At 72.0% G+C, this 22,412-nt stretch carries 20 protein-coding genes; 5 read left to right on the forward strand and 15 right to left on the reverse strand.

Translation table 11 applies throughout. From position 1 onward, the window contains the following. Complete coding sequence (locus AQJ64_RS34285; protein WP_059203269.1) at positions 1 to 948, forward strand: RluA family pseudouridine synthase; 948 nt, start codon at positions 1 to 3, stop codon at positions 946 to 948. 18 nt (positions 949 to 966) lie between these two features. Here the strand turns inward: AQJ64_RS34285 and AQJ64_RS34290 are convergent, their stop codons facing one another. From AQJ64_RS34290 to AQJ64_RS34315, 6 genes are all read right to left on the reverse strand, one after another. Further along, positions 967 to 2,436, reverse strand: a complete 1,470-nt coding sequence (locus AQJ64_RS34290; protein WP_059203270.1) for a cytochrome P450 — start codon at positions 2,434 to 2,436, stop codon at positions 967 to 969. Positions 2,437 to 2,492: 56 nt separating this feature from the next. Next, positions 2,493 to 3,113 (reverse strand): GTP-binding protein, encoded by a 621-nt coding sequence (locus AQJ64_RS34295; RefSeq protein ID WP_055638919.1) that lies wholly within the window; start codon positions 3,111 to 3,113, stop codon positions 2,493 to 2,495. Continuing rightward, a complete protein-coding gene (locus AQJ64_RS34300) occupies positions 3,094 to 3,504 on the reverse strand; it encodes a DUF742 domain-containing protein (RefSeq protein ID WP_055638918.1) in 411 nt (136 codons plus the stop codon). The genes AQJ64_RS34295 and AQJ64_RS34300 overlap by 20 nt, the downstream gene beginning before the upstream one ends. Continuing rightward, a complete protein-coding gene (locus tag AQJ64_RS34305) occupies positions 3,501 to 3,908 on the reverse strand; it encodes a roadblock/LC7 domain-containing protein (protein ID WP_055638917.1) in 408 nt (135 codons plus the stop codon). Before AQJ64_RS34305 ends, AQJ64_RS34300 begins: the two co-directional genes overlap by 4 nt. Continuing rightward, positions 3,905 to 5,539, reverse strand: a complete 1,635-nt coding sequence (locus tag AQJ64_RS34310; RefSeq protein ID WP_206189960.1) for a sensor histidine kinase — start codon at positions 5,537 to 5,539, stop codon at positions 3,905 to 3,907. Before AQJ64_RS34310 ends, AQJ64_RS34305 begins: the two co-directional genes overlap by 4 nt. Positions 5,540 to 5,812: 273 nt before the next feature. After that, a complete protein-coding gene (locus AQJ64_RS34315) occupies positions 5,813 to 6,448 on the reverse strand; it encodes a TetR/AcrR family transcriptional regulator (RefSeq protein ID WP_055638916.1) in 636 nt (211 codons plus the stop codon). A 368-nt stretch (positions 6,449 to 6,816) separates the two neighbouring features. Here AQJ64_RS34315 and AQJ64_RS34320 point away from each other — a divergent pair, with 368 nt between their 5' ends. Genes AQJ64_RS34320 through atzF form a run of 4 tightly spaced genes read left to right on the forward strand, consistent with a single transcriptional unit; the run spans position 6,817 to position 13,408 of the window. Further along, on the forward strand, positions 6,817 to 7,644 hold the full coding sequence (locus AQJ64_RS34320; protein ID WP_059203271.1) for an urea amidolyase associated protein UAAP1: 828 nt from the start codon (positions 6,817 to 6,819) through the stop codon (positions 7,642 to 7,644). After that, the gene (locus tag AQJ64_RS34325; RefSeq protein WP_059203272.1) at positions 7,641 to 8,240 is read left to right on the forward strand and encodes an urea amidolyase associated protein UAAP2; all 600 of its coding nucleotides are present in this window, start codon (positions 7,641 to 7,643) and stop codon (positions 8,238 to 8,240) included. The genes AQJ64_RS34320 and AQJ64_RS34325 overlap by 4 nt, the downstream gene beginning before the upstream one ends. Further along, positions 8,237 to 11,743: a 5-oxoprolinase/urea amidolyase family protein gene (locus tag AQJ64_RS34330; RefSeq protein ID WP_059203273.1), complete on the forward strand. Its 3,507-nt coding sequence runs from the start codon at positions 8,237 to 8,239 to the stop codon at positions 11,741 to 11,743. The genes AQJ64_RS34325 and AQJ64_RS34330 overlap by 4 nt, the downstream gene beginning before the upstream one ends. Before the next feature lie 15 nt (positions 11,744 to 11,758). Further along, a complete protein-coding gene (atzF, locus tag AQJ64_RS34335; RefSeq protein WP_059203274.1) occupies positions 11,759 to 13,408 on the forward strand; it encodes an allophanate hydrolase in 1,650 nt (549 codons plus the stop codon). Between the two features lie 91 nt (positions 13,409 to 13,499). Here atzF and AQJ64_RS34340 read toward each other — a convergent pair whose 3' ends face one another. The 9 genes from AQJ64_RS34340 to AQJ64_RS34380 all read right to left on the reverse strand — a co-directional run bounded on the left by AQJ64_RS34340 (position 13,500) and on the right by AQJ64_RS34380 (position 22,352). Then, the gene (locus AQJ64_RS34340; protein ID WP_055636557.1) at positions 13,500 to 16,352 is read right to left on the reverse strand and encodes a DEAD/DEAH box helicase; all 2,853 of its coding nucleotides are present in this window, start codon (positions 16,350 to 16,352) and stop codon (positions 13,500 to 13,502) included. Positions 16,353 to 16,505: 153 nt separating this feature from the next. Then, on the reverse strand, positions 16,506 to 17,465 hold the full coding sequence (gene tatC, locus AQJ64_RS34345) for a twin-arginine translocase subunit TatC (RefSeq protein WP_055636556.1): 960 nt from the start codon (positions 17,463 to 17,465) through the stop codon (positions 16,506 to 16,508). 47 nt (positions 17,466 to 17,512) lie between these two features. After that, complete coding sequence (tatA, locus tag AQJ64_RS34350) at positions 17,513 to 17,800, reverse strand: Sec-independent protein translocase subunit TatA (protein WP_055636555.1); 288 nt, start codon at positions 17,798 to 17,800, stop codon at positions 17,513 to 17,515. Positions 17,801 to 18,083: 283 nt separating this feature from the next. Then, the gene (locus AQJ64_RS34355; protein ID WP_055636554.1) at positions 18,084 to 18,278 is read right to left on the reverse strand and encodes a hypothetical protein; all 195 of its coding nucleotides are present in this window, start codon (positions 18,276 to 18,278) and stop codon (positions 18,084 to 18,086) included. Between the two features lie 19 nt (positions 18,279 to 18,297). Then, positions 18,298 to 18,588 carry a hypothetical protein gene (locus AQJ64_RS34360; RefSeq protein ID WP_055636553.1) on the reverse strand — a complete coding sequence of 97 codons (291 nt, stop codon included), beginning with the start codon at positions 18,586 to 18,588 and terminating at the stop codon, positions 18,298 to 18,300. Beyond that, positions 18,585 to 19,733: a helix-turn-helix transcriptional regulator gene (locus AQJ64_RS34365; protein WP_079062119.1), complete on the reverse strand. Its 1,149-nt coding sequence runs from the start codon at positions 19,731 to 19,733 to the stop codon at positions 18,585 to 18,587. The genes AQJ64_RS34360 and AQJ64_RS34365 overlap by 4 nt, the downstream gene beginning before the upstream one ends. Before the next feature lie 19 nt (positions 19,734 to 19,752). Further along, positions 19,753 to 20,748: a helix-turn-helix transcriptional regulator gene (locus tag AQJ64_RS34370; protein WP_055636552.1), complete on the reverse strand. Its 996-nt coding sequence runs from the start codon at positions 20,746 to 20,748 to the stop codon at positions 19,753 to 19,755. A 167-nt stretch (positions 20,749 to 20,915) separates the two neighbouring features. Continuing rightward, positions 20,916 to 21,287 carry an FKBP-type peptidyl-prolyl cis-trans isomerase gene (locus AQJ64_RS34375; RefSeq protein WP_055636551.1) on the reverse strand — a complete coding sequence of 124 codons (372 nt, stop codon included), beginning with the start codon at positions 21,285 to 21,287 and terminating at the stop codon, positions 20,916 to 20,918. Between the two features lie 60 nt (positions 21,288 to 21,347). Next, positions 21,348 to 22,352 (reverse strand): FKBP-type peptidyl-prolyl cis-trans isomerase, encoded by a 1,005-nt coding sequence (locus AQJ64_RS34380; RefSeq protein WP_055636550.1) that lies wholly within the window; start codon positions 22,350 to 22,352, stop codon positions 21,348 to 21,350. Positions 22,353 to 22,412: the final 60 nt, after the last annotated feature.

Below are 22,412 nucleotides of genomic sequence, written 5' to 3' on the forward strand. Positions count from 1 at the left end.
ATGAGACGCCGTACCCCTCCCCCGCCCTCCCCCCTGCCGCAGCGCGACGGGATCGATCCGGTACGGGTGCGGTTGCCGGGTGAGGGGGACTGGGCCACCGTCCGGGACCATCTGGTGGAGCGGCTCAGCGGGGCGGGCGCCGGGGTCGTGGACGGGATGCTGCGGGCCGGGCTGGTGGTCGGCGCCGACGGGACGCCGGTGCCGCCGGACGCCCCGTACGTACCGGGCATGTTCGTCTGGTTCCACCGGGAGACACCCGCCGAGGTGCCGGTGCCGTTCCCGCTGGAGGTCGTGCACCGCGACGAGCACATCGTCGTCGTGGACAAGCCGCACTTCCTGGCCACCACCCCGCGCGGCAGCCATGTCACCGAGACCGCGCTGGCCCGGCTCCGGCGGGAGCTCGGCATCCCCGCCCTGGGCGCGGCGCACCGCCTGGACCGGCTCACCGCCGGGCTCGTGCTGTTCACGGTCCGGCCCGAGGAGCGCGGCGCCTACCAGACGCTGTTCCGCGACCGGCGGGTGCGCAAGGTGTACGAGGCCGTCGCCCCCTACGATCCGGCGCGGGCCTGGCCGGTGACCGTGCGCAGCCGGATCGTGAAGGAGCGCGGCACACTGACCGCGTTCGAGGTGCCGGGGGAGGCGAACGCGGTCAGCGACATCGAGCCGGTCGAGCACCGGGCGGACGGGCTGGCCCGCTACCGGCTGGTCCCCCACACCGGTCAGACCCATCAACTGCGCGTCCACATGAACGCGTTGGGCGTGCCGATCCTCGGCGACCCCCTCTACCCGGAGGTGGCCCCGCCCGGGCCGGCCGGTGACTTCCGACGCCCTCTGCAACTGCTGGCGCGGGAGCTGGAGTTCACCGATCCGGTCACCGGCGCACAGCACCGGCTGCGCAGCGGCAGGGTGCTGGAGTCCTGGGTGTCGTACGCCCGTTGGGCCGAGTAGCCGGCGAGCGGCGGCGGCTCAGTAGCCCCGCCACCAGAGCAGGAACCGCTGCCAGGCGCCGGGGCGGCGGGCCGGCTGCGGGGCGGGCTGTTCGGGCTGCGGGGCGGCCATCGGCTCGGGGGCGGGGGTCGCGGGCCTGGGGTCGATGTGCAGCGGGCGGAAGGCGCGCTGCGGCGGCACGGAGGCCGCGTGGGTCGGCTTCAGCTTGACGTCCTGCTGGGGCTTGGGCTCGAAGTGCGCCGGCAGCGCCACCAGGTGCCGGGAGGCGATCGACGTCGTCCAGCGCAGCTCGTCCTCGTCGCAGGCCAGCTGGATGTCCGGCAGCCGCGACAGCAGCGCGTCGACGCCGACGTCGGCGATGGCGCGCCCGATGTCCTGGCCGGGGCACTCGTGCGGGCCCCGGCCGAAGGCGAGGTGGGAGCGGTTGCCCCGCATGTGGGCGGAGAGGTCGGGGCGCACCCGGGGGTCGACGTTGGCGGGGGCCGGCGCGAAGAAGAGTCCGTCGCCCGCGCGGATGCGCTGGCCGCCCAGCTCGGTGTCCTGCTTGGCCATGTAGCCGAAGATCGTGCTGAACGGCGGTTCGTCCCACAGGGACTGCTCGACCGCCTCCGGCACGGTCATCTCGCCGCCGTTGAGCCGGGCGACGAAGCGCGGGTCGGTCAGGACCATGCGCAGCACGTTGGAGAGCAGGTTGACCGTGGCCTCGTAGGCGGCGAAGAGCACCAGACGCAGGTGTTCGCGGACCTCGTCGTCGGTCAGCCCGGCCGGGTGGGCGATGAGATGGCTGGTGAAGTCGTCGGCGGGTGCGGAGCGGCGGCGCACGGTGAGCCGGCTCAGCGCGTCGACGACGTACCCGTGGCTCTCGACGGCGGTCTCGCTGCCCTTGAGCGCGTCCCGGGCGCAGGCGACCATCTTGTCGTTGTACTCGTCGGGCATGCCGAGGAGCTGGCACATCACCGCCATCGGGAGGTGCTCGGCGAACTGGCCGACCAGATCGGCCCGGCCCTCCTCGCAGAAGCGGTTGACCAGCGTCTGCGTGGCTCGGTTGATGTACCGGCGCACACTGCGCTCGTCGAGGGTCTCCATGGCGGCGGTGACCGCACCGCGCAGCCGTTTGTGCTCGTCGCCCTCGGCGTGGGCGCAGATCGGCTGCCAGGCGATGTGCGGCATGTACGGGTGGTCGGGCCGGACCCGGCCCTCGCGCTGCGGCGTCCAGATGCGGGTGTCCTTGGTGAACGTCGAGGGCGTACGCAGCATCTGGAGGTTCTCGGCGTGGCCGAGCACCATCCACATCGGCAGGTCGTCGTGGAGCAGGACCGGTGCCACGGGGCCGTACTGCTCGCGCAACTGCTCGTACAGCTCGCCGAGGTCCTCCGCGCCGGGTCCGTAGAGCCGGGTCAGTCCGCCGGCGGCGTGCGCGGGGCAGCCGGGCGGCGGGTCCAGGGCGAGGTCGTGGGGTCCGGTCGTCATGGGGTGTTCAGGCGTCACAGGGGTCGCTCCGCAACTGTGGGGGATCCGTTGTCAGGGGGGCAAGGGGGCTCGGGCTAGGTGAGGCTGCCTCTGAGCGAGAGGGTGTGCAGGAACCGCATCAGGGTCATCAGGACGTCCCGGCTGGAGGCGCGCCGGCGGGCGTCGCACTCCACGATCGGCACGTCCGGGGGCAGGTCGAGGGCGGCCCGGAGGTCGTCCAGGGGGTAACGGGGGCCGTCGGGGAAGGTGTTGACGGCGACGACGAAGGGCACTCCGCCCTCCTCCAGCCGGCCCATGACCTCGTAACTGACCTCCAGGCGGCGGGTGTCGACCAGGACGACCGCGCCCAGGGCTCCTTCGAAGAGCCCGTTCCACAGGAACCAGAAGCGTTCCTGGCCGGGGGTGCCGAAGAGGTAGAGCACCACCTTGTCGGTGATGCGGATGCGTCCGAAGTCCATGGCCACGGTGGTGGCGGTCTTGGTGTCGGAGCCGAAGTCGTCGTCGACCCCGATACCGGCCTGGGTCATGGTCTCCTCGGTGGTCAGCGGTTTGATCTCGCTGACGGAGCCGACCATCGTCGTCTTGCCGACGCCGAAGCCGCCCACGATGACGATCTTCGCCGCGGCCGTGGTGGTCTGCGGGAGCTGGTCCTCGGCCCGTGGGCCGGGGACCGTGTCAGAGCCTTTGAAGTCCATGCATCACCGCTTCGAGCAGGGATCGGTCGGGGAGCTTCTGGCGGACGATCGGGGCGCGTGCCTGGACCAGTTCGGCCGCCAGCATCTCGGTGAGCAGGACCGTCACCACCGTGAACGGCAGGCCGAGGTAGGCCGACACCTCGGCCACCGACAGGGGGGCGGCGCACATCCGCAGCACCACCGTCTGTTCCGGGGTGGCGGACGAGGGGGGGTCGGCACACGCCACGATTAACGTCACCAGGTCGAGCGGCGCCCGCTCCCCGTCGGGTCCCGTGATCGTGTAGAGCCGGTCGGGCTGTTTCCCCCGGTCCGCCGGGGATTCGGCGGGCGGGGCGGGTGCGGGGGGCGGGAGCGGCAGGGGCTGGCGCCGCCGGCGTTGCGGAGGCGTCATACGGTCTGCCCGTTGCGGCGGGGCGGGCTGGTCAGATGGGCCCCGATGCGGACGACGAGGTCACGCATGGAGGCGCTCATCCGGCCCGGTTCGCAGCACACGTCGGAGAGGACGGCGAGATAGGCGTTGGCGCCGGCGGACATCATGTAGAAGTAGCCGCCGTCCATCTCGATCATGATGAGGTTCATGTCGCCCTCGACGCACTCCATCTCCTGGGCGATGGCGGTGGCGAGGCTCTGCATGCCCGCGCAGGCGGCCGAGACGCGGTCGGCCGCGTCGGGTTCACCGGCGTAGCGGGCGATGCGCAGACCGTCGGAGGAGAGCACGACGATCATCTCGATGCCGGGGACGCCGTCGTAGAGCTCCTTGAGCACCCAGTCGAAGTTCTGGCGCTGCTGGATCACGTGTGGTCCCCTTCGTCGTCGGCCTCGGGCGGCTTGGGCTTGTCCTGGATCAGGTGCAGGTATGCGGTGGGGTTGCGGGTGAAGTCGGTGGGGTGGACGCCCGGCGGGGCGATCTTCTTCAGGCCCTCCCAGAAGGCCTCGAAGGCGACTCCGGGTTCCTGCTTCTTCTTCTTGGGCTTCGGCGGTTCGGGCCGGGCCTGGGCGAACGGGTCGGGCCTGCCCTCGCGTTCGGCGCGCTCGGCGGCCTCCTGGGCGGCGTACGCCTCGGCGTAGCGCTGGCTGATCGGGATGGTCGCCTTGGAGCGGCGCTGCGGCAGGCCCTTGTCGGTCCACTCGGTGATCACCGGCACGTCGTCCTCGAGGGAGACGTTGGCCGGGATCTTCGGGTTGGTGGGCCGGCGCCGCTTGGGCGGGCGCTTGGGTCCTTCGAGGTTGCTCAGGTCGATCTGCGCGGAGGCGGCGCCGATGCCGTGGGCATAGCCGGGTGCCGGGTCGGAGGTCATCATCTCGCGGGGCACGACGAGAACGGCGCGGACCCCGCCGTACGCCGAAGTGCGCAGCGACACCTGGAGGTTGAAGGAGGTGCACAGCCGGCCGACGACGGCGAGGCCGAGGCGCGGGGCGCCGCCGAGGTCCTGCATGGTCACACCGCGCATGGCGTCGTCGAGCATCTTCTCGGTCTTGGCGCGGGACTCCTCGCTGAGGCTGACGCCGGCGTCCTCGATCTCGATGGCGATGCCGGTCTGCACCTCGATGGCGTTGACCATCACCTTGGACTGCGGGGGCGAGAACCGGGTGGCGTTGTCGAGGAGTTCGGCGATCGCGTGGATGAGCGGCTCGACGGAGATGCCGCGGATGTTGACCTTGGCGATGGAGTTCAGCTTGATCCGGGGGTACTCCAGGATGCGCGACATGCCGCCGCGCAGCACGCTGTAGAGCGGGACCGGATTGGGCCAGCTGCGGCCGGGGCGGCCGCCGCCGAGGACGCCGATGGAGTCGGCGAGGCGGCCGATCATGGAGGTGCCGTGGTCGATGCGGAGCAGGTCGTCGAAGACCTCGGGGTTGCGGCCGTGGTCCTCCTCCATCTCCCGCAGTTCCGCGCACTGCTGGTGAACGATGGCCTGGACGCGGCGGGCGACGTTGACGAAGGCGCGCTGGACGGAGTCGCGCAGGGCGTTCTCGTAGTCGATGGCGTCGAGGAACCTCTTGACGAGGACGCGCTGTCCGTCGTCGATGTCATGGAAGAACGGTTCACGCTCCCCCAGGTGGTGCATCACCTCCTCGGGGGAATTTCCGCCGCGCAGCCATTCCACGGCGAGGGGGACCAGTTCCTTGGCGATGAACCGGTTCTCGTCCTGCTGGGCGGCGAGGCGCCGTTCCAGATGCGCGACGCGTTGCTCCGAGGCCGTACGCAGTTCCCAGAGCCGGCGGCAGCGGCGCCGGGCGTCGGCCCCCGCCGCGGTGATGAGCAGGGTGGCCACGGCTCCGCAGACGCCGACGGCGAGCCGTGCCTGCCCCGCCACCAGGGCGACGGCGGCTCCGGTCACCGCGGCCATCAGTATCGCCGGCAGCAACAGCAGTCGGGCGAAGGAAAGTTCTCGGCGACCGGGTGGGGACTGAACACTCACCATGTGGGCACCCTCTGTAGGGATCTGTCGGTATCTTCGGAGCATTTGGGAACAGGCGCACGAATACACCGCAACTCGGTGCGCCGCGGGCGAGCTTAGTCCGACCGGATCATCGCTGTGTCATATTCGGCAACCCTCTGAAACCGGCCGTGCGAGTGGAGTAACCTCAGCCCCATTTGCACACTCGGGCATCATTCGAACGCGCACAGTGACGACGCGTGGGCGTGCGAGAAGCGGCCCGCCCGGACGGGTGAGCCGGTCACTCCCAGGCGGTGTTCAGGCCCCGGTGATGCGCAGCGCCGCGTCGGCGGTGGCGCGGGCGAAGTCGGAGACGGGACGCTCCGGATCCGAACGGTGGACCAGGATGACGCCCTCGATGAGGCCGAACACGAGATCGGTCCGCAGATCCAGCTCGCCCTTGGCGAGCCCGCCGCCCACTGCCGTCGCGGCGATCAACTGCCGGTAGGCGTCCTTGAGTTCGGCACGCACCGCATGGAAGCCGGCGAACCGCTCGGCGCGCACCTCGGGCAGCAGATACAGCCCGCCGAGGTTGTGCGGCCCATCACACAGCAGCTCCACGTCGGTGCGGCACAGCTCCCACAGGCGCTCCTCGGCCGCCCGCCCGTCCTCGGCGAGCAGCGCGCGGGCGTACGTCAGCGAGGGCGTGACGGTGGACTCCAGCAGGTCGGCGAGGAGTTCCTCCTTGCCGGAGACGTAGTGGTACATCGACGCCTGGCGCATCCCGGCCCGCTCGGCGACCGCCCGGGTGGTGGTGGCGGCGTAGCCGCGCGTGGTGAACAACTCCGCCGCGGCAGCGAGCAGTTCGGCACGCGGTTCGAGACCGCTGTCCGGCCGCTGCGCGGCCCGCGGCCTGCCGACCCGGCGTCCGCCGCGTCCGTCGTTCGTCCCCATGCGTCCGATCCTCGCACAGCGCGGCGGACGGCGATCTTCCCGGCGACCTTCCCGGCCACCCCTCCGGCGACCTTCCCGGCCACCCCTCCCGGCGACCTTCCCGGCCACCCTCCCGGCGACCTCCCAGCAACCCTCCTGGCCACCCCCCTGCGATCCTCCCGCCCACCCTCGCGACCACCCTCTCGGCCACCTCCCGGCGACCTCCCAGCAACCATCCCGACCACCCCCCTGCGATCCTCCCGGCGGTCGCCCGTGAGGGCTCGGTAACCGGGCGGCAACGGGCGCGCAACGCCGGTGACGCGCCCCGGTCCTAATTTCTGTCACGCGACAGAAATTACGTTCCCCCACGTCCCAGCCGGAGGTCCGCGATGGCGGCGACAGCGACCACGTACGGAGCACGCGCCCACGCCCGCGCGCAGGAGGGCACCCGGGCCGAGGCCATGCCCGTCGTCCCGGCGGCCGACTGGCCGGCCCCGCCCTGCGAGGCGGGCCACCTGGTGTGGGCCGAGACCGTGGCGGGCGGCAACTACACCCACCGGGTCCTCGCCCGCGGCACCGAACTGCGCCTGACCGACCTGCGCGGCGACGCCTGCGCCCATCTGCTGCTCCATGTGGACGGCCGCCCCTGGGAACGGCTGAACGTCGCCGACACGGTCAAGGTCCAGTGGAACGCCTACCTCGGCGAGGGCGTGCTCCTCCTCTCCGACCAGGGCCGCGTCCTCGCCTCCCTGATCGCCGACACCTCGGGCCGGCACGACGCCCTCGCCGGCACCTCCACCCTCGCCCGCAACACCGCCCGCTACGGCGACGGCACCCCGCAGGGCCCCTCCCCCGCCGGCCGTGAACTGTTCAAGCTGGCCGCCGCCAAGAACGGCCTGGAAGCCCGCGATCTGCCCCCCTCCCTCTCCTTCTTCCAGGGCGTCGAGGTACGCGAGGACGGCACCCTCGACTTCACCGGCTCGGCCGGCCCCGGCGGCAGCGTCACCCTGCGCGCCGAACAGGACCTCACCGTCCTCCTCGCCAACGTCCCGCACCCGAGCGACCCCCGCCCCGACTACATCAGCACCCCGCTGGAGGTCCTCGCCTGGCGCGCGGCACCCACCCGGCCCGGCGACCCGCTGTGGGACGCCACCCCCGAAGGCCGCCGCGCCTTCCTCAACACCGCCGAATTCCTCACCGCGAGGGGGCTCGTATGAAGACCGTCGTCCCGGCCCGCGCCGCCTGGTCCGCCGTCGTCCGCGAGGGCGAGACACTGACCGTCACCGACCTGCACGGCAACCAGGCCGTCGACTTCCTCGTGTACGACGCCCACGACACGTCGGTGCGCTACAGCGCCCCCGACACGATCCACGCCCAGGGCGGCATCTTCCTCACCACGGGCAGTGTGCTGATGTCCAACGAGCACACCCCGCTGATGACGGTGACCGCCGACGCGGTGGGCCGCCACGACACCGTCGGCGGCGCCTGCTCCAAGGAGTCCAACACCCTGCGCTACGGCCACCACACGTACGCCCAGCACGCGTGCGTGGACAACTTCCTCGCCGAGGGCGCCAAGTACGGTCTCGGCAAGCGCGACCTGGTCTCCAACATCAACTGGTACATGAACGTGCCCATCGAGCAGGACGGCACCCTCGGCATCGTCGACGGCCTCTCCGCCCCCGGCCTCGCCCTCAGCCTGCGCGCCGAACGGGACGTCCTCGTCCTGGTCTCCAACTGCCCCCAGATCAACAACCCGTGCAACGGCTTCGAGCCGACGGCGGTGGAGATGACGATCACGGGGAGCGCCGCATGACCTTCTCCAAGCTGCTCGTCGCCAACCGGGGCGAGATAGCCGTACGGATCATCCGCACCGCCCGCGAACTGGGCCTGCGCACGGTCGCCGTGTACTCCGACCCCGACCGCTCGGCCCCCCACGTCCGGCTCGCCGACGAGGCGGTACGGCTCGGCCCGGCGCCCGCGAAGGAGTCGTACCTGGACGCCGACCTCGTCCTGAAGGCCGCCAAGGACACCGGCGCGGGCGCGATCCACCCCGGCTACGGCTTCCTCTCCGAGGACGCGGCCTTCGCCCGCCGCTGCGCCGACGCCGGGATCGTCTTCGTCGGCCCGACACCCGAGCAACTGGAGCTGTTCGGCGCCAAGCACACCGCCCGCGCGGCGGCCGAGGCGGCGGGGGTGCCCCTGGCCCCGGGCACCGGACTCCTGCCGGACCTCCCCGGGGCCCTCGAACGCGCCGCGGCCGTCGGCTATCCGGTCATGCTCAAGGCCACCGGCGGCGGCGGAGGCATCGGCATGTCCGCCTGCCGCTCCCCCGAGGAACTCACCGACGCCTGGGAACGCGTCCAGCGCGTCGCCGCCGCCTCCTTCTCCTCGGCCGGCGTCTTCCTGGAACGGCTCGTGGAACACGCCCGCCATGTCGAGGTACAGGTCTTCGGCGACGGCGAGGGCCGGGTCGTCACCTTCGGCGACCGCGACTGCTCCCTCCAGCGCCGCAACCAGAAGGTCCTGGAGGAAGCCCCGGCCCCCGGCCTGCCCGACCATGTGAGACGGCAACTCGCCGCCTCCGCCCGCGATCTGTGCGCCTCCGTCGGCTACCGCTCCGCCGGCACCGTCGAGTTCGTCTACGACGCGGCCCGCGAGGAGGCCTGGTTCCTCGAGGTCAACACCCGCCTCCAGGTGGAACACCCGGTCACCGAGGAGATCTACGGCGTCGACCTCGTCGCCTGGATGCTGCGCCTGGCCCGCGGCGAGCGGGACGTCGTACGCGACCCCGGACCCGCGCGCGGACACGCCGTCGAGGCCCGTCTCTACGCCGAGGACCCGAGCCGCGACCACCGGCCCGGCGCGGGCCTGCTGACCCGGGTCGAGTTCCCGGGGGGCGTCCGGGTGGACGGCTGGGTGGAGACCGGCACCGAGGTGACGACGTCGTACGACCCGATGCTCGCGAAGGTGATCGCCCACGGCGCCGACCGCGCCGACGCGCTGCGCCGCCTGGACGAGGCGCTGGCCCGCACCCGCGTCGACGGCATCGAGACCAATCTGGGGCTGGTCCGGGCGGCGCTCGCGGACCCGCGTCTGAGCACGGCGACCCACTCGACGGCCACCCTCGCCGAGGTGCACGACCCGACCCCGCGGATCGAGGTCGTCGCCGGCGGCACCCTCACCACCGTGCAGGACTGGCCCGGCCGCACCGGGCACTGGCAGGTCGGGGTCCCGCCGTCCGGCCCGATGGACGACCGGTCCTTCCGGCTCGGCAACCGGGCGCTCGGCAACCCCGAGGGCTCCCCCGGCCTCGAATGCACCCTCCAGGGCCCCTCGCTGCGGTTCACCCACCCCACGACCGTGTGCGTGACCGGCGCCCCGGCCCCGGTGACGGTCGACGGCACCCCGGTGCCGCAGTGGGAGCCGGTGACGGTCCCGGCCGGGGCCGTGCTGGAGGTCGGCGCGCCGGACGGGCACGGCCTGCGCACCTACGTCCTGTTCGCGGGCGGCCTGGACGTGCCCTCCTTCCTCGGCAGCGCGAGCACCTTCACCCTGGGCCGGTTCGGCGGGCACGGCGGACGCGCCCTGCGCACCGGGGACGTCCTGCACGGCGGCGAGGTCACCGAGGGCACCCCGGTCACCGACCGTCCCTCCTTCGGCTCCGTCTGGCACCTCGGCGCCGTCGAAGGCCCGCACGCCGCACCGGAGTTCTTCACCGAGGACGACATCCACGACTTCTACGCCGCCGAGTGGAAGGTCCACTTCAACTCGGCCCGCACCGGGGTGCGGCTGGTCGGCCCCAAGCCGCGCTGGGCCCGCACCGACGGCGGCGAGGCCGGTCTGCACCCGTCCAACATCCACGACACCCCGTACTCCGTCGGCGCCGTCGACTACACCGGAGACATGCCGGTGCTGCTCGGCCCCGACGGGCCCTCGCTCGGCGGGTTCGTGTGCCCGGCGACCGTCCTCAGCTCCGAACGCTGGAAGCTGGGCCAGCTGCGGCCGGGCGACACGGTCCGCTTCACCCCCGTCGACGTGCACGGCACGGCACGCCCCGCGATCGTCGACGGCGGGATCCTCGCCCGGGACGGCGATGTCACCTTCCGCCGCAGCGGCGACGACAACCTGCTGGTCGAGTTCGGCCCGATGCAGCTGGACCTCGCCCTGCGGATGCGGGTCCACGCCCTCATGGAGGCGGTCGGCGCGGCCGCCCTGCCGGGCGTCGGCGACCTCACCCCCGGCATCCGCTCCCTCCAGATCCGGACGGACCCGGCGCTCCTGCCCCAGCACGAACTCCTCGCGGCCGTACGGCGGATGGCGCGCGCCCTGCCGCCCACGGACGAACTCGTCGTGCCCTCCCGCACCGTCCACCTCCCCCTGTCCTGGGACGATCCGGCGACCCGTGAGGCCATCGCCCGCTACATGGCCGGGGTCCGCGAGGACGCGCCCTGGTGCCCGTGGAACATCGAGTTCATCCGCCGCGTCAACGGCCTCGCCTCGGTCGCGGACGTCTACGACACGGTCTTCGAGGCGGAGTACCTGGTCCTGGGCCTCGGTGACGTCTACCTGGGCGCCCCCGTCGCCACCCCCCTCGACCCCCGCCACCGCCTGGTGACGACGAAGTACAACCCCGCCCGGACCTGGACGGCCGAGAACTCGGTCGGCATCGGCGGCGCCTATCTCTGCGTGTACGGCATGGAGGGCCCCGGCGGCTACCAGTTCGTGGGCCGTACGACCCAGGTGTGGTCGGCGTGGCAGCAGCGCGGCGCGTTCCGGCCGGGCTCGCCCTGGCTGCTGCGCTTCTTCGACCGGATCCGCTGGTACCCCGTCGACGCCGACGAACTCCTCGACCTGCGCGCCGACCTCGTCTCCGGCCGGTTCGTGCCGCGTATCGAGGAGGGCACCTTCTCCCTGGCGGAGCACCAGGCCTTCCTGACCGAACACGCCGAGTCCATCGCGGAGTTCCGGCGGCGGCAGCAGACGGCCTTCACGGCCGAGCGCGACGCGTGGGAGGCGGCGGGCGAGTTCACCCGCGCCGAGGCCGCGTCCGCGCCGCCCGCTCCCCCGGCCGAGGTGGCCGTCCCGGCGGGCGGCCGGCTGATCGAGGCCGAGTTCGCCGCGTCGGTCTGGCAGGTGAACGTGTCGCCGGGCGACGCGGTGGCGGCGGGGCAGCCGCTGCTCGCGCTGGAGGCGATGAAGATGGAGTCCAGGGTGCACGCGCCGGCGGCCGGCGTGGTGGCGGAGATCCTGGCCCGCCCCGGCGACCAGGTGGAGGCGGGGACGGCGCTGCTCGTCCTGGCCCCGGCCGCGAACTGAAAGAGGTATCAGGCGATGTCCACCACACTCTCCCGAGTCCGCGCCGCCTACGCCCGCATCGAGGCGGTCGACCGCCCGGAGATCTGGATCGACCTGCGCCCGAGGGCCGAGGTCGAGACGGAGGCCCGTGCCCTCGACGACCGCGTGGCGCGGGGCGAGCGCCTTCCGCTGGCGGGCCGTCTCTTCGCGGCCAAGGGCAACATCGACGTGGCGGGCCTGCCCACCACGGCGGGCTGCCCCGCGTACGCCTACCACCCCGCCGCCGACGCCCCCGTGGTCGCCGGTCTGCGGGCGGCGGGCGCCCTGCTGCTGGGCACGACGAACCTGGACCAGTTCGCGACGGGCCTGGTGGGCACCCGCTCCCCGCACGGCGCGGTGCGCGGCGCCGTCGACCCCCTGCGCATCAGCGGCGGCTCCAGCTCCGGTTCGGCCGTCGCGGTCGCCCTCGGCCTCGTCGACTTCGCCCTCGGCACCGACACGGCGGGCTCGGGCCGGGTCCCGGCCGCCTTCAACGGCATCGTCGGCCTCAAGCCCACCCGTGGTCTGGTCCCCACCGAGGGCGTGGTCCCGGCCTGCGCCTCACTCGACTGTGTGACGGTGTTCGCCCGCACCCTCCCGGAGGCGGAAGGGGCCCTGGCCCACATGACGACCGGTACGGTCCCCCCGTCCGTCCCCGTCCGCACCCCCGGTCCCTGGCGCATCGCGGTCCCCCCGCTCGCCCAGCTCGGCGAACTGGACGAGGGCTGGGCGGATGCCTACGAGGCTGCGGTACGGCACCTCGCGGCGTCCGGGGCCGAGATCCGCCCCCTCGACCTGACCCCGTTCACCGAGGCGGCCGCGATGCTCTACGAGGGCGCCTTCGTCGCCGAGCGCTACACCGCGGTGGGCACCTTTGTCGACAAGTTGACCGAGGAGGGCGGCGCGGGCCTGGATCCCACGGTCGCCGGCATCATCACCCGCGCCCGGGACATCCCGGCCCACCGTCTCTTCGCGGACCAGGACAGACTGGCCGCCCTGCGCACCCGCGCGCTGGCCGAACTGGCCGACGCGGACGCCCTCCTCCTGCCCACCGCCCCCGGCCACCCCACCCTCGCGGAGGTCGCCGCCGACCCGCTGGGCGCCAACGCCCGGCTGGGCCGCTTCACCAACTCCACCAACCTCTTCGACCTGGCGGCGGTGGCCGTCCCGGCCGGCGAGGTCAACGGCCTTCCGTTCGGTGTGATGCTGATCGGCCCCGCCCACACCGACGAGCGCCTGGCCCGGATCGCCGGACAGCTCCAGCCGGAGACCCGTCTCGCGGTGGTCGGCGCCCACCTCACGGGCCAGCCCCTGAACCCCCAGCTCCTGTCCCTGGGCGCCCGGCTGGACCGCACGACGACCACGGCCCCCGTCTACCGCCTGCACGCCCTCGGCACGACACCGCCGAAGCCGGGGCTGGTGCATGTGGGAGAGGGAGGCGCGGAGATCGAGACCGAGATCTGGCGCCTACCGGCAGAGGGCCTGGGCCGCCTGCTGGCGTCCCTCCCCCGCCCCATGACGCTCGGAAGGGTGAAACTGGCGGACGGCACCACGACCCCCGGCTTCCTGTGCGAACCGAGCGCCTTGAAGGACGCCGAGGACATCACGCGGTACGGAGGCTGGCGGAACTATGTGAGCAAGGGCTGAGTGGTTCAGGAGCGCGGGGCTCTGTCGATATGCGGGGCTCCGCCGCGTGGGCGCGACCAGCCACACACTCCCCGCACCCGCCGTCCCCCACTCACCCCACGGACGAGTAGGCGACAACTCCCCGCAGCACCTGTTCAACAGCCTTGCGCGCCGCCTTGGCCACGGTCGATCCCTCCGCGGGAGCAGCCGCGGAGATCTGCCCCAGCACGTCGATGACCTGCTTGCACCAGCGCACGAAGTCGCCGGCCGGCATCTCCGCCTCCCGCAGCACCTCGTCGAGGCCCTTGCCGGACGCCCACATGTACGCGGCCCAGGCGAACCCGAGATCGGGCTCACGCTGCCCGACCCCTTCGGTCTGGTTGATCCGGAAGTCCTCCTCCAGGGCGTCCAGCCGCCCCCAGATCCGGACCATCTCGCCCAGCGCGGCCTTGGCCTTGCCGGACGGCAGCTTCGGCGCCATCGCGTCGTCCCCGACGCGCGCCTCGTACACCAGCGCGGAGACGCACGCGGCGAGTTCGGCGGGGGCGAGCCCCTCCCACACCCCGGCCCGCAGACACTCGCTGGCCAGCAGGTCCAGCTCGCCGTAGAGCCGGGCCAGCCGCTTGCCGTCGTCGGTGACCTCGTCGCCCCGCAGATAGTCGAGTTCGGTCAGCAGCGCGACGATCCGGTCGAAGGTCCGGGCGATGGTGTTGGTCCGCCCCTCGATCCGCCGCTCCAGCTGCGAGGTGTCCCGCAGCAGCCGGTGGTAGCGCTCGGCCCACCGGGCGTGGTCCTCACGCTCGTTGCACCCGTGGCAGGCGTGCGCCCGGATCGCCGTCCGCAGCCGCGCGATCTCGCGGTCGTCGGCGGCCTGCGACCGCTTCTTGCGGGCCCGCTCCGGCGGGATGTGCCCGGCCTTGGTGCGCAGCGCGGACGCCAGGTCCCGACGGGACTGCGGGGAGCGCGGGTTGAAGGACTTGGGGATCCGCATCCGCTCCAACGCCTCGACCGGTACCGGGAAGTCCATCGACGCCAGCCGCTTGACCTGCCGTTCGGCCGTCAGCACCAGCGGGCGCGGCCCGTCGTGCTGCTCGAAGCCGCGGTGCCCGTTGGCCCGCCCGGCCGGCAGCCCGGGGTCCAGGACCAGCGCCAGACCGGCGTACTTGCCCGTCGGCACATGGATGACGTCACCCGGCTTGAGCTTCTCCAGGGCGACGGCCGCCTCGGCCCGGCGCTCGGCCACGCCCTGCCGGGCCAACTCCGTCTCCCGGTCCTTGAGTTCACGCCGCAGCCCGGCGTACTCCTCGAAGTCGCCGAGGTGGCAGGTCATGGAGGCCTTGTAGCCCTCCAGCCCCTCCTCGTTGCGCTGCACCTGCCGGGAGATCCCGACGACCGAGCGGTCCGCCTGGAACTGGGCGAAGGAGGTCTCCAGCAGCTCCCGCGACCGGTGCCGCCCGAACTGCTCGACCAGGTTGACCGCCATGTTGTACGACGGCTTGAAACTGGAGCGCAGCGGGTACGTGCGCGTGCCGGCCAGTCCCGCGAGGTGGTCGGGGTTCATGGCGCGCTGCCACAGCACCACGGCATGGCCCTCGACGTCGATCCCGCGCCGCCCCGCACGCCCCGTCAACTGGGTGTACTCGCCGGGGGTGATGTCGGCGTGCTGCTCGCCGTTCCACTTGACGAGCTTCTCCAGGACCACCGACCGGGCGGGCATGTTGATGCCGAGCGCGAGGGTCTCCGTCGCGAACACGGCCTTGACCAGCCCGCGGACGAACAGTTCCTCGACGACCTCCTTGAACGTCGGCAGCATGCCCGCGTGGTGGGCGGCGATACCGCGCTCGAGGCCCTCCAGCCATTCGTAGTAGCCGAGGACGTGCAGGTCCTCGCGGGGGATCGCGGCCGTACGCTCCTCGACGAGCGCGCGCACCTCGGCGCGCGCGTCCTCGTCGTTGAGCCGCAGTCCGGCGTACAGGCACTGCTGGACGGCGGCCTCGCAGGCGGCGCGGCTGAAGATGAAGGTGATGGCGGGCAGCAGGCCCTCGGCGTCGAGGCGCTCGATGACCTCGGGCCGGCCCGGTGTCCACACCCGGGACCGCTGGCGCCGCTCCCGCTCCCGGTCGGCCTCGCGCATGGCTCTGCCGCGTCTGCGGTCCTGGTAGGAGGGCCGGCTGGCCTCCATCCTGGCCAGCCGGGTGAGGTCGGGGTTGACCGCCCGGCGGTGGCCCTCGCCCTCCTCGAACAGGTCGTACATCCGCCGTCCGGCGAGCACGTGCTGGAACAGCGGCACGGGCCGGTGCTCGGAGACGATCACCTCGGTGTCGCCGCGGACGGTGTCCAGCCAGTCGCCGAACTCCTCGGCGTTGGACACGGTCGCGGAGAGGGAGACCAGGGTGACCGACTCGGGGAGGTGGATGATCACTTCCTCCCACACGGCGCCCCGGAAGCGGTCGGAGAGGTAGTGCACCTCGTCCATCACCACGTAGCCGAGGCCGAGGAGGGTCTGCGAACCGGCGTACAGCATGTTCCGCAGGACCTCGGTGGTCATCACGACCACCGGGGCGTCGGAGTTGACGCTGTTGTCGCCGGTGAGCAGGCCGACCTTCTCGGCGCCGTAACGGCGGCACAGGTCGGAGTACTTCTGGTTCGACAGCGCCTTGATGGGGGTCGTGTAGAAGCACTTCTTGCCCTGCTGGAGGGCGAGGTGGACGGCGAACTCGCCCACGATCGTCTTGCCGGAGCCGGTAGGGGCGGCCACCAGGACGCCCTTGCCCGCCTCGAGTGCCTGACAGGCCTCGATCTGGAAGGGGTCGAGACCGAAGTCGTACATCTCGCGGAAGGAAGCGAGCGCGGTGGCCTGCTCGACGGCACGCCTGCGTGCCGCCGCGTACCGCTCGGCCGGGGAGAGGTCGTCTGTCATCGTGCTTTCGAGCGTACCGGGAGCCTGTGACAACAGGACGATCAATATCCCGATCAGTGCCTGTGAAACCTGCGATCGCGCAGTTCAGGGGCCTACGGTGCGTACCGTCCCGGCCACAGCCTGCGCCGGGCTCTCCCGGGAACGCGGAAGCGGCCGGCCGCGCAGGGTGTGCGCGCCGGCCGCCGTGGCGTCGGGGGATCAGGTGACGTCGTCGTATCCGTTGACGCGCTCCGGGCCCGCCTGCTCCGGCAGGGCACGGGTCGCCGACACGGACTCGACCTCGCCGATCGCCTCGGGGGTGAGATCCAGCTCGGAGGCCTCGTCGTCGGCGGGACCCAGGGCGTCGCGCCGGCGCCTGCGACGGTCGTTCAGCAGCGAGAAGGCGGTCGCGCCGAAGTACAGGATCCAGATCGGACCGGCGAGGGCCAGCATCGAGATGGGGTCCGTGCTGGGGGTGGCCACGGCCGCGAAGACCGTGATGCCGATGATCATTCCGCGCCACCAGCCGAGCATGCGCGCGCCGGTGACCATGCCGGTCATGTTGAGCATGACGAGCAGCAGCGGCAGCTCGAAGGAGAGGCCGAAGACCACGACCATGCGCGTGACCAGCTGCAACAGGTCGTCCAGCGGCAGCAGGTTGTTGACGCCGCCCGGGGTGAAGTCGATCAGCACCTTCGCGGTGGTCGGCAGCACCCGGTACGCGAAGTAGCCGCCGCCCAGGAACAGCGGCACACCGGTGCCGACGAACCCGTAGGCGTACTTGCGCTCGTGCTTGTGCAGTCCCGGGGCGATGAAGGCCCACAGCTGGTAGAGCCAGACCGGGGAGGCGAACACGATACCGGCCATCAGGGAGACCTGAAGGGCGAGCGTGAACGGCGCGAGCAGACCGTTGATCGTGATGCTCGCGCACTTGTTGACGTCGTCGCCGTCCTTGAGCGCGGTCGCGATCTGCTCGAATGTCTTCCCACAGCCGACCGAGTCGAGGATCGGCTTGGTGAGGAAGTTGATGATGTCGTTGTAGAAGAAGGCGGCCACGACCGTCACGAGGACGATGGCCAGCATCGCCTTCGCGAGCCGGTTGCGCAGCTCACGAAGGTGATCCGCGAGGGGCATCCGCCCCTCGGGGTCCTTCTCCTCCTTGCGGGCAGACTTCAGCAACCCACGTTCCCATCTCGTGCGGCGGGCCGGAGGTCACCGGCCCTGCGTCAGCGCTTGGTCGTGTCCGTCGGCTCGGTGACCGGGCGGGAGCTGGTCACATCGCCGGGGGCGGCCTGGATGGTGCGCTGCGCGGGAGGCTGCTCGCCGGGGTTCGGCGGGCCCGCCGGGGTGGCGGTGCTGTTGCCCTCTTCCTTCATCGCCTTGGCCTCGCTCTTGAGGATGCGCGCGGACTTGCCGAGCGAGCGGGCCATGTCCGGAAGCTTCTTCGCGCCGAACAGCAGGATGATGACGACGAGGATGAGAATGATCTCGGGGGCGCCGAGCCTTCCGAACATAAGTCTTTACCTTCTCACCGAGGCGGCTGGGTGGGGGTGCTGTGCGACCGGTCGGACAGGTGTCCGAACGATCGTGCTGGCAGCGATCGTAACGCTCAGGGGTGAACGAGAGGCAATCCCCGTGCGTACTCCCGGTCCGCGGTCCGGGCCTCGTTCTCCGGGCCGCGATCTGCACACTACCCGCCCCTGGTACCACGGCGGGAGGGCGAAGTGGCCCAAAACGCATTCGGCGCCGGACTCACAGAACCACCACAGCCCCGCGCCAGGATCACCACAGCGCCCCTCACAGCGCGTCCACGGCACCCGCCGCGCTCACCGACGCCCGCTCGAGCTCCTCGGCGGCCCGGCTGATCCGGCGGGCGGACTCCGTGACTTGCCGGCCCAGCCGCCGCGCCTCCACGAAGACCCGGACGGCGAACACCGCGAGCACGGCGAGACCCACGAAACCCACGGCTACCGCGAACATCGGCCAGAACATGAGGCGAGCCTAGACCCTGCTACGGCGCCTGGAGCCGCAGGGTCCGCACCCCGCCGCCGAGGAGCAGCTCGACGATCCGCTCACCGGCCGGCTTGCGCACGGCCACACCGCAGTCGGGGCAGGTGAAGGAGTAGAACGTGGTGCGGCTGGTGGCGCCGATGGCCAGCCGCAGAGCGCCCGCCGCCAGCTCGAAACAGCCGCGGCAGTCCGGGCAGCCCGCCCGGAACGTCACCGGGCCCACACTCCGCATGCCCGCGAACGCCGAAGCCACCGAGATGCCCCGCGCTCCGGACGCCACCGACTCGCTCACCGCTGCTCCCGCCCCTCGAACCGCCCGTCGGACCGACCCTCGGTCCGCCCGTCGTACCGCACGCCGGCCGGCACATCGGCCGGAGCGCCGGCCTGGCCGCCGACCGGGCCGCCGCGCTGCTCGTCACCGCGGGCGGACGGCACCCCGGCCGCGTCCGCCGCCTCGATGCCGTCGTACGCGGCCAGCGCGTCGCGGGCGGCGCGGCGGGCGCTGTCGGCGAGGTCCGGCGGCGAGACGATCCGGCCGTCGCGGCCGAGCCGCAGGGCCAGGCGCCTGAGCGAGGCCGGGTCGGGCGTGCGCAGAGTGATACGCAGTCCGCCGTCGGAAAGCTCATCGGCGCTGTCGTGCGGGTAGTACTCGGCGACCCAGCGGCCGCCCGGACCGACCTCGACCACGACCTCCGGATCCTCGGCGGCCGGCTGCACCAGCGCCTCCGACAGATCCCGCAGCTCGATCTCCGGCGGCGCCGCCGGCTCGTCGAGGATCTTGATCTCGGCGACCCGGTCCAGCCGGAACGTGCGCCGCGCCTCGGAGCGGCGGCACCAGGCCTCCACATACGTGTGCCCCACGCTGACCAGGCGGATGGGGTCGATCTCGCGCTCGCTGAGCTCGTCGCGCGCGGGCGAGTAGTAGCGGATCCACAGCCTGCGGCGCTCGGAGATCGCCCGGTCGACGTCCGCGAAGACCCCGCCCTCGGACTCGAACGTCACCGACAGCCGCGAGCTCGCCCCGGCCGCCTCACCGGCCGCCGTCTCCACCTTCGCCGTCGCCCGCAGCAGCGCCTGCCGGTCGCCCTCCCGCAGACCGGGCAGCGTCGCCACCGCGCGGGCGGCCACCAGCAGCGCGGTCGCCTCGTCGGCCGCCAGCCGCAGCGGCTCCGCGGCCTCCGCCCCCAGCGCCGCCGGGTTGTGCCACCAGATGCGCTCGCCGTCGGTGTCGATGTCGAGCAGATCGCCGCCGCGGAAGCTGGTGCCGCACATGGGCAGCACGTCGAGATCCGAGACCAGCTCGTCCTCGGTGATGCCGAAGGCGCGCGCCACGTCCTCGATCCGCGCGCCCGGGCGCTCCCTGAGATACGTCACCAGGGAGAGCATCCGACGGGTCTGGTCGATCGCGTTCGCCGGCCTGACCGGTTTGCCTGCCACTGTCTTGCTCCGCTCCCCCTCAGCCCTTGGCCACGGCCCGCAGCCGGTCCACGACGTCCGCCCGCAGCTCCGCAGGCTCCAGGACGACCACGTCCGGCCCGAACTCCACCAGCCAGGCGTCCAGCCCGTGCCCGTACGGAATCTCCAACTCGTCCCAGCCGTCCGCGAGTTCCCGGACGGCCGTGGCCTTCGCCCGCAAGGGGTACCCGGCACCGGTGCGCAGCCGGATCAGCGCGCTGCGGTCCGCGGTCTCCCCCGCCCAGCTCGCCACGGTCTCCCGGACCGTCACGACATCGGGGACGGGCGCGGTGAAACCCGCCCCGCGCGAGCGGACCCTGCCGGTGATCCGCGACAGCCGGAACACCCGCTCGGCACCCCGGTCCCGGTCGAATCCCGCCAGATACCAGTGACCGCGCCAGCACTCCAGCGCCCACGGCTCGACATGGCGGGGCTCGGGACGGGCGGCGGTGGCCTTGCGGTAGTCGAACACCACCGGCCGGCGGTCACGGCAGGCCAGCATCAGCGGCTCGAACGCCGCCTCGTGCACGGGGATCCTGGGCTCCAGCGCGCCGTGCGCCTCGTACGGATCGACGTCCTCGGGCAGACCGGCCGCGCGCAGCTTCTGCAGCGCGCCGCTGGCCGCGCCCGCGAGCCGGGCCTGCTGCCACACCTTCGCGGCCAGGCCGAGGGCGGCGGCCTCCTCGGCGTCCAGGGTGATCGGCGGCAGCCGGTTGCTGTCCCGGCGCGCCAGATAGCCGATCTCGCCGTCCAGGCTCTCCACGGTCTCGATGACCAGGCCCAGCTCGCGCAGATCGTCCTTGTCCCGCTCGAACATCCGGTTGAAGGAGTCGTCGCTCGCGGCACCGGAATCCGGCCTCGAGCCGACCCCGCCCGCCCGGGACGCCTCGACATAGGCCTCGATGGAGTCACGCAGCTCACGCTTGCTCAACGGCCTGCGCGTGCCCAGCAGACACAGCGCGAGGTTCATCAGCCGCTCGGCCTTGGCAATGGCCATCGACGCCCTTCGCCTCCCCTTTGGTGCTTACGATCGTCGACCGTACCGCCCCGCGGTCCCCCGGCAAAAGCCGAGGGTCCATGCCCGCGCAGGCATGGACCCCGGCTGGTCACGACCGACCGGACGACGACCGATTGGACAACTGTCGGACGACGGTCAGACAGCGATCAGACGGCGATCAGGTCCACGACGAAGATCAGCGTCTCACCGGGCTTGATCGCCGGGGTGGGGCTCTGGTTGCCGTAGGCCAGGTGCGGCGGGATGGTCAGCCGGCGGCGGCCGCCGACCTTCATGCCCTGCACACCCTGGTCCCAGCCCTTGATGACACGGCCGCCACCCAGCGGGAAGCGGAACGGCGCGCCACGGTTCCAGCTGGCGTCGAACTCCTCACCCGTGCTGAAGGAGACACCCACGTAGTGGACGGTGACGGTCTGACCGGCCTGCGCAACCTCGCCGTCGCCCTCCCAGATGTCCTTGATCTCGAGGTCCGCCGGGGGCTCGCCTTCGGGGAAGTCGATCTCGGGCTTCTCGTTGCTCACGTCACTGCTCCTGCTTGTCTACGGAAAGGCAACACACACAGTCTTTCATCCCGGACGGCGTCACGACGCCGCGAGGATGTCGACCACGAACACCATCGTGGAGTCCTTCTCGATACCGCTGCCACTCGGCGGGTTGTCCCCGTAGCCCAGCGACGGCGGAATCACGATGAGGACCCGGCTGCCCACCTTCTTGCCGGTCAGGCCCTGCGCCCACCCCTTGACGACCTGCTGGAGCGAGAACGAGGTGGGAGCGCTGCGGTCGTACGACGAGTCGAACTTCTTGCTCGTGTCCCAGACGAAGCCCTGGTACTGCACGACCACCGTGCTGTCGGCCGCGACCTTCGCGCCGTCGCCCTCGATCACATAGGTCGCCACCAGCTTCGTCGGCGGGTCCGCCTTGGGGATGTCGACGGAGGGCGCCTTGCCGTCGGTGTTCGTGCCGACCTTCGGCAGCTTGGCGTCGTCCTGCGGGACGTCCGTGCCCTTGGCGGAGCTCTTGGCGTTGAAGGTGTCCTCCAGGTCCACCACGAACACCAGCGTGTCGGTGCCCTTGATACCGGCCTGCGACTGGCCCTCCTTGCCGTAACCCCAGGTCGGCGGGACCGAGAACTCCACCCGGCTGCCCACCTTCTTGCCGGTCAGGGCATAGCGCCAGCCGTCGATGATGGAGCCCTCGGCGAGCTGGATGAACAGCGGGGTCTTGCGGTCGTAGGAGTTGTCGAAGACCTTCCCGGTGTCCCAGATCTGGCCCAGGTAGTTGGCCCAGATGAAGTCCTTCTCCGCGACCGCCCGACCACCGCCCGCGATCACCGTCTTCACCGCCAGCTGGTCCGACGGCTCCCCCGTGCCCTTGGCCACCGTCGGCTTCTCACCGAACTTCGTCCCCGCCGTGATGGCCGGCAGCGGACCGTCCACGATCTTCGGCGCGGGCGCCGCGGACGTCGCGGACGCCGAGGGCGACGCGTCCTCGCTCGCCTTGCTCGAGTCGGACTTGTCGTCACCACAGGCGGAGAGCGTGACCAGCCCTGCGGGAACGGCGGCAAGGAGAAGTGAGCGTCGGCGCACGATGAGAGCCTCGTAATCGGTCGATCTTGGGAAGGGCGTGCGCGCAACTCTACGGCGTGA

Origin of the sequence: Streptomyces griseoruber (assembly GCF_001514205.1) — a bacterium.
Classification (GTDB): domain Bacteria; phylum Actinomycetota; class Actinomycetes; order Streptomycetales; family Streptomycetaceae; genus Streptomyces; species Streptomyces griseoruber.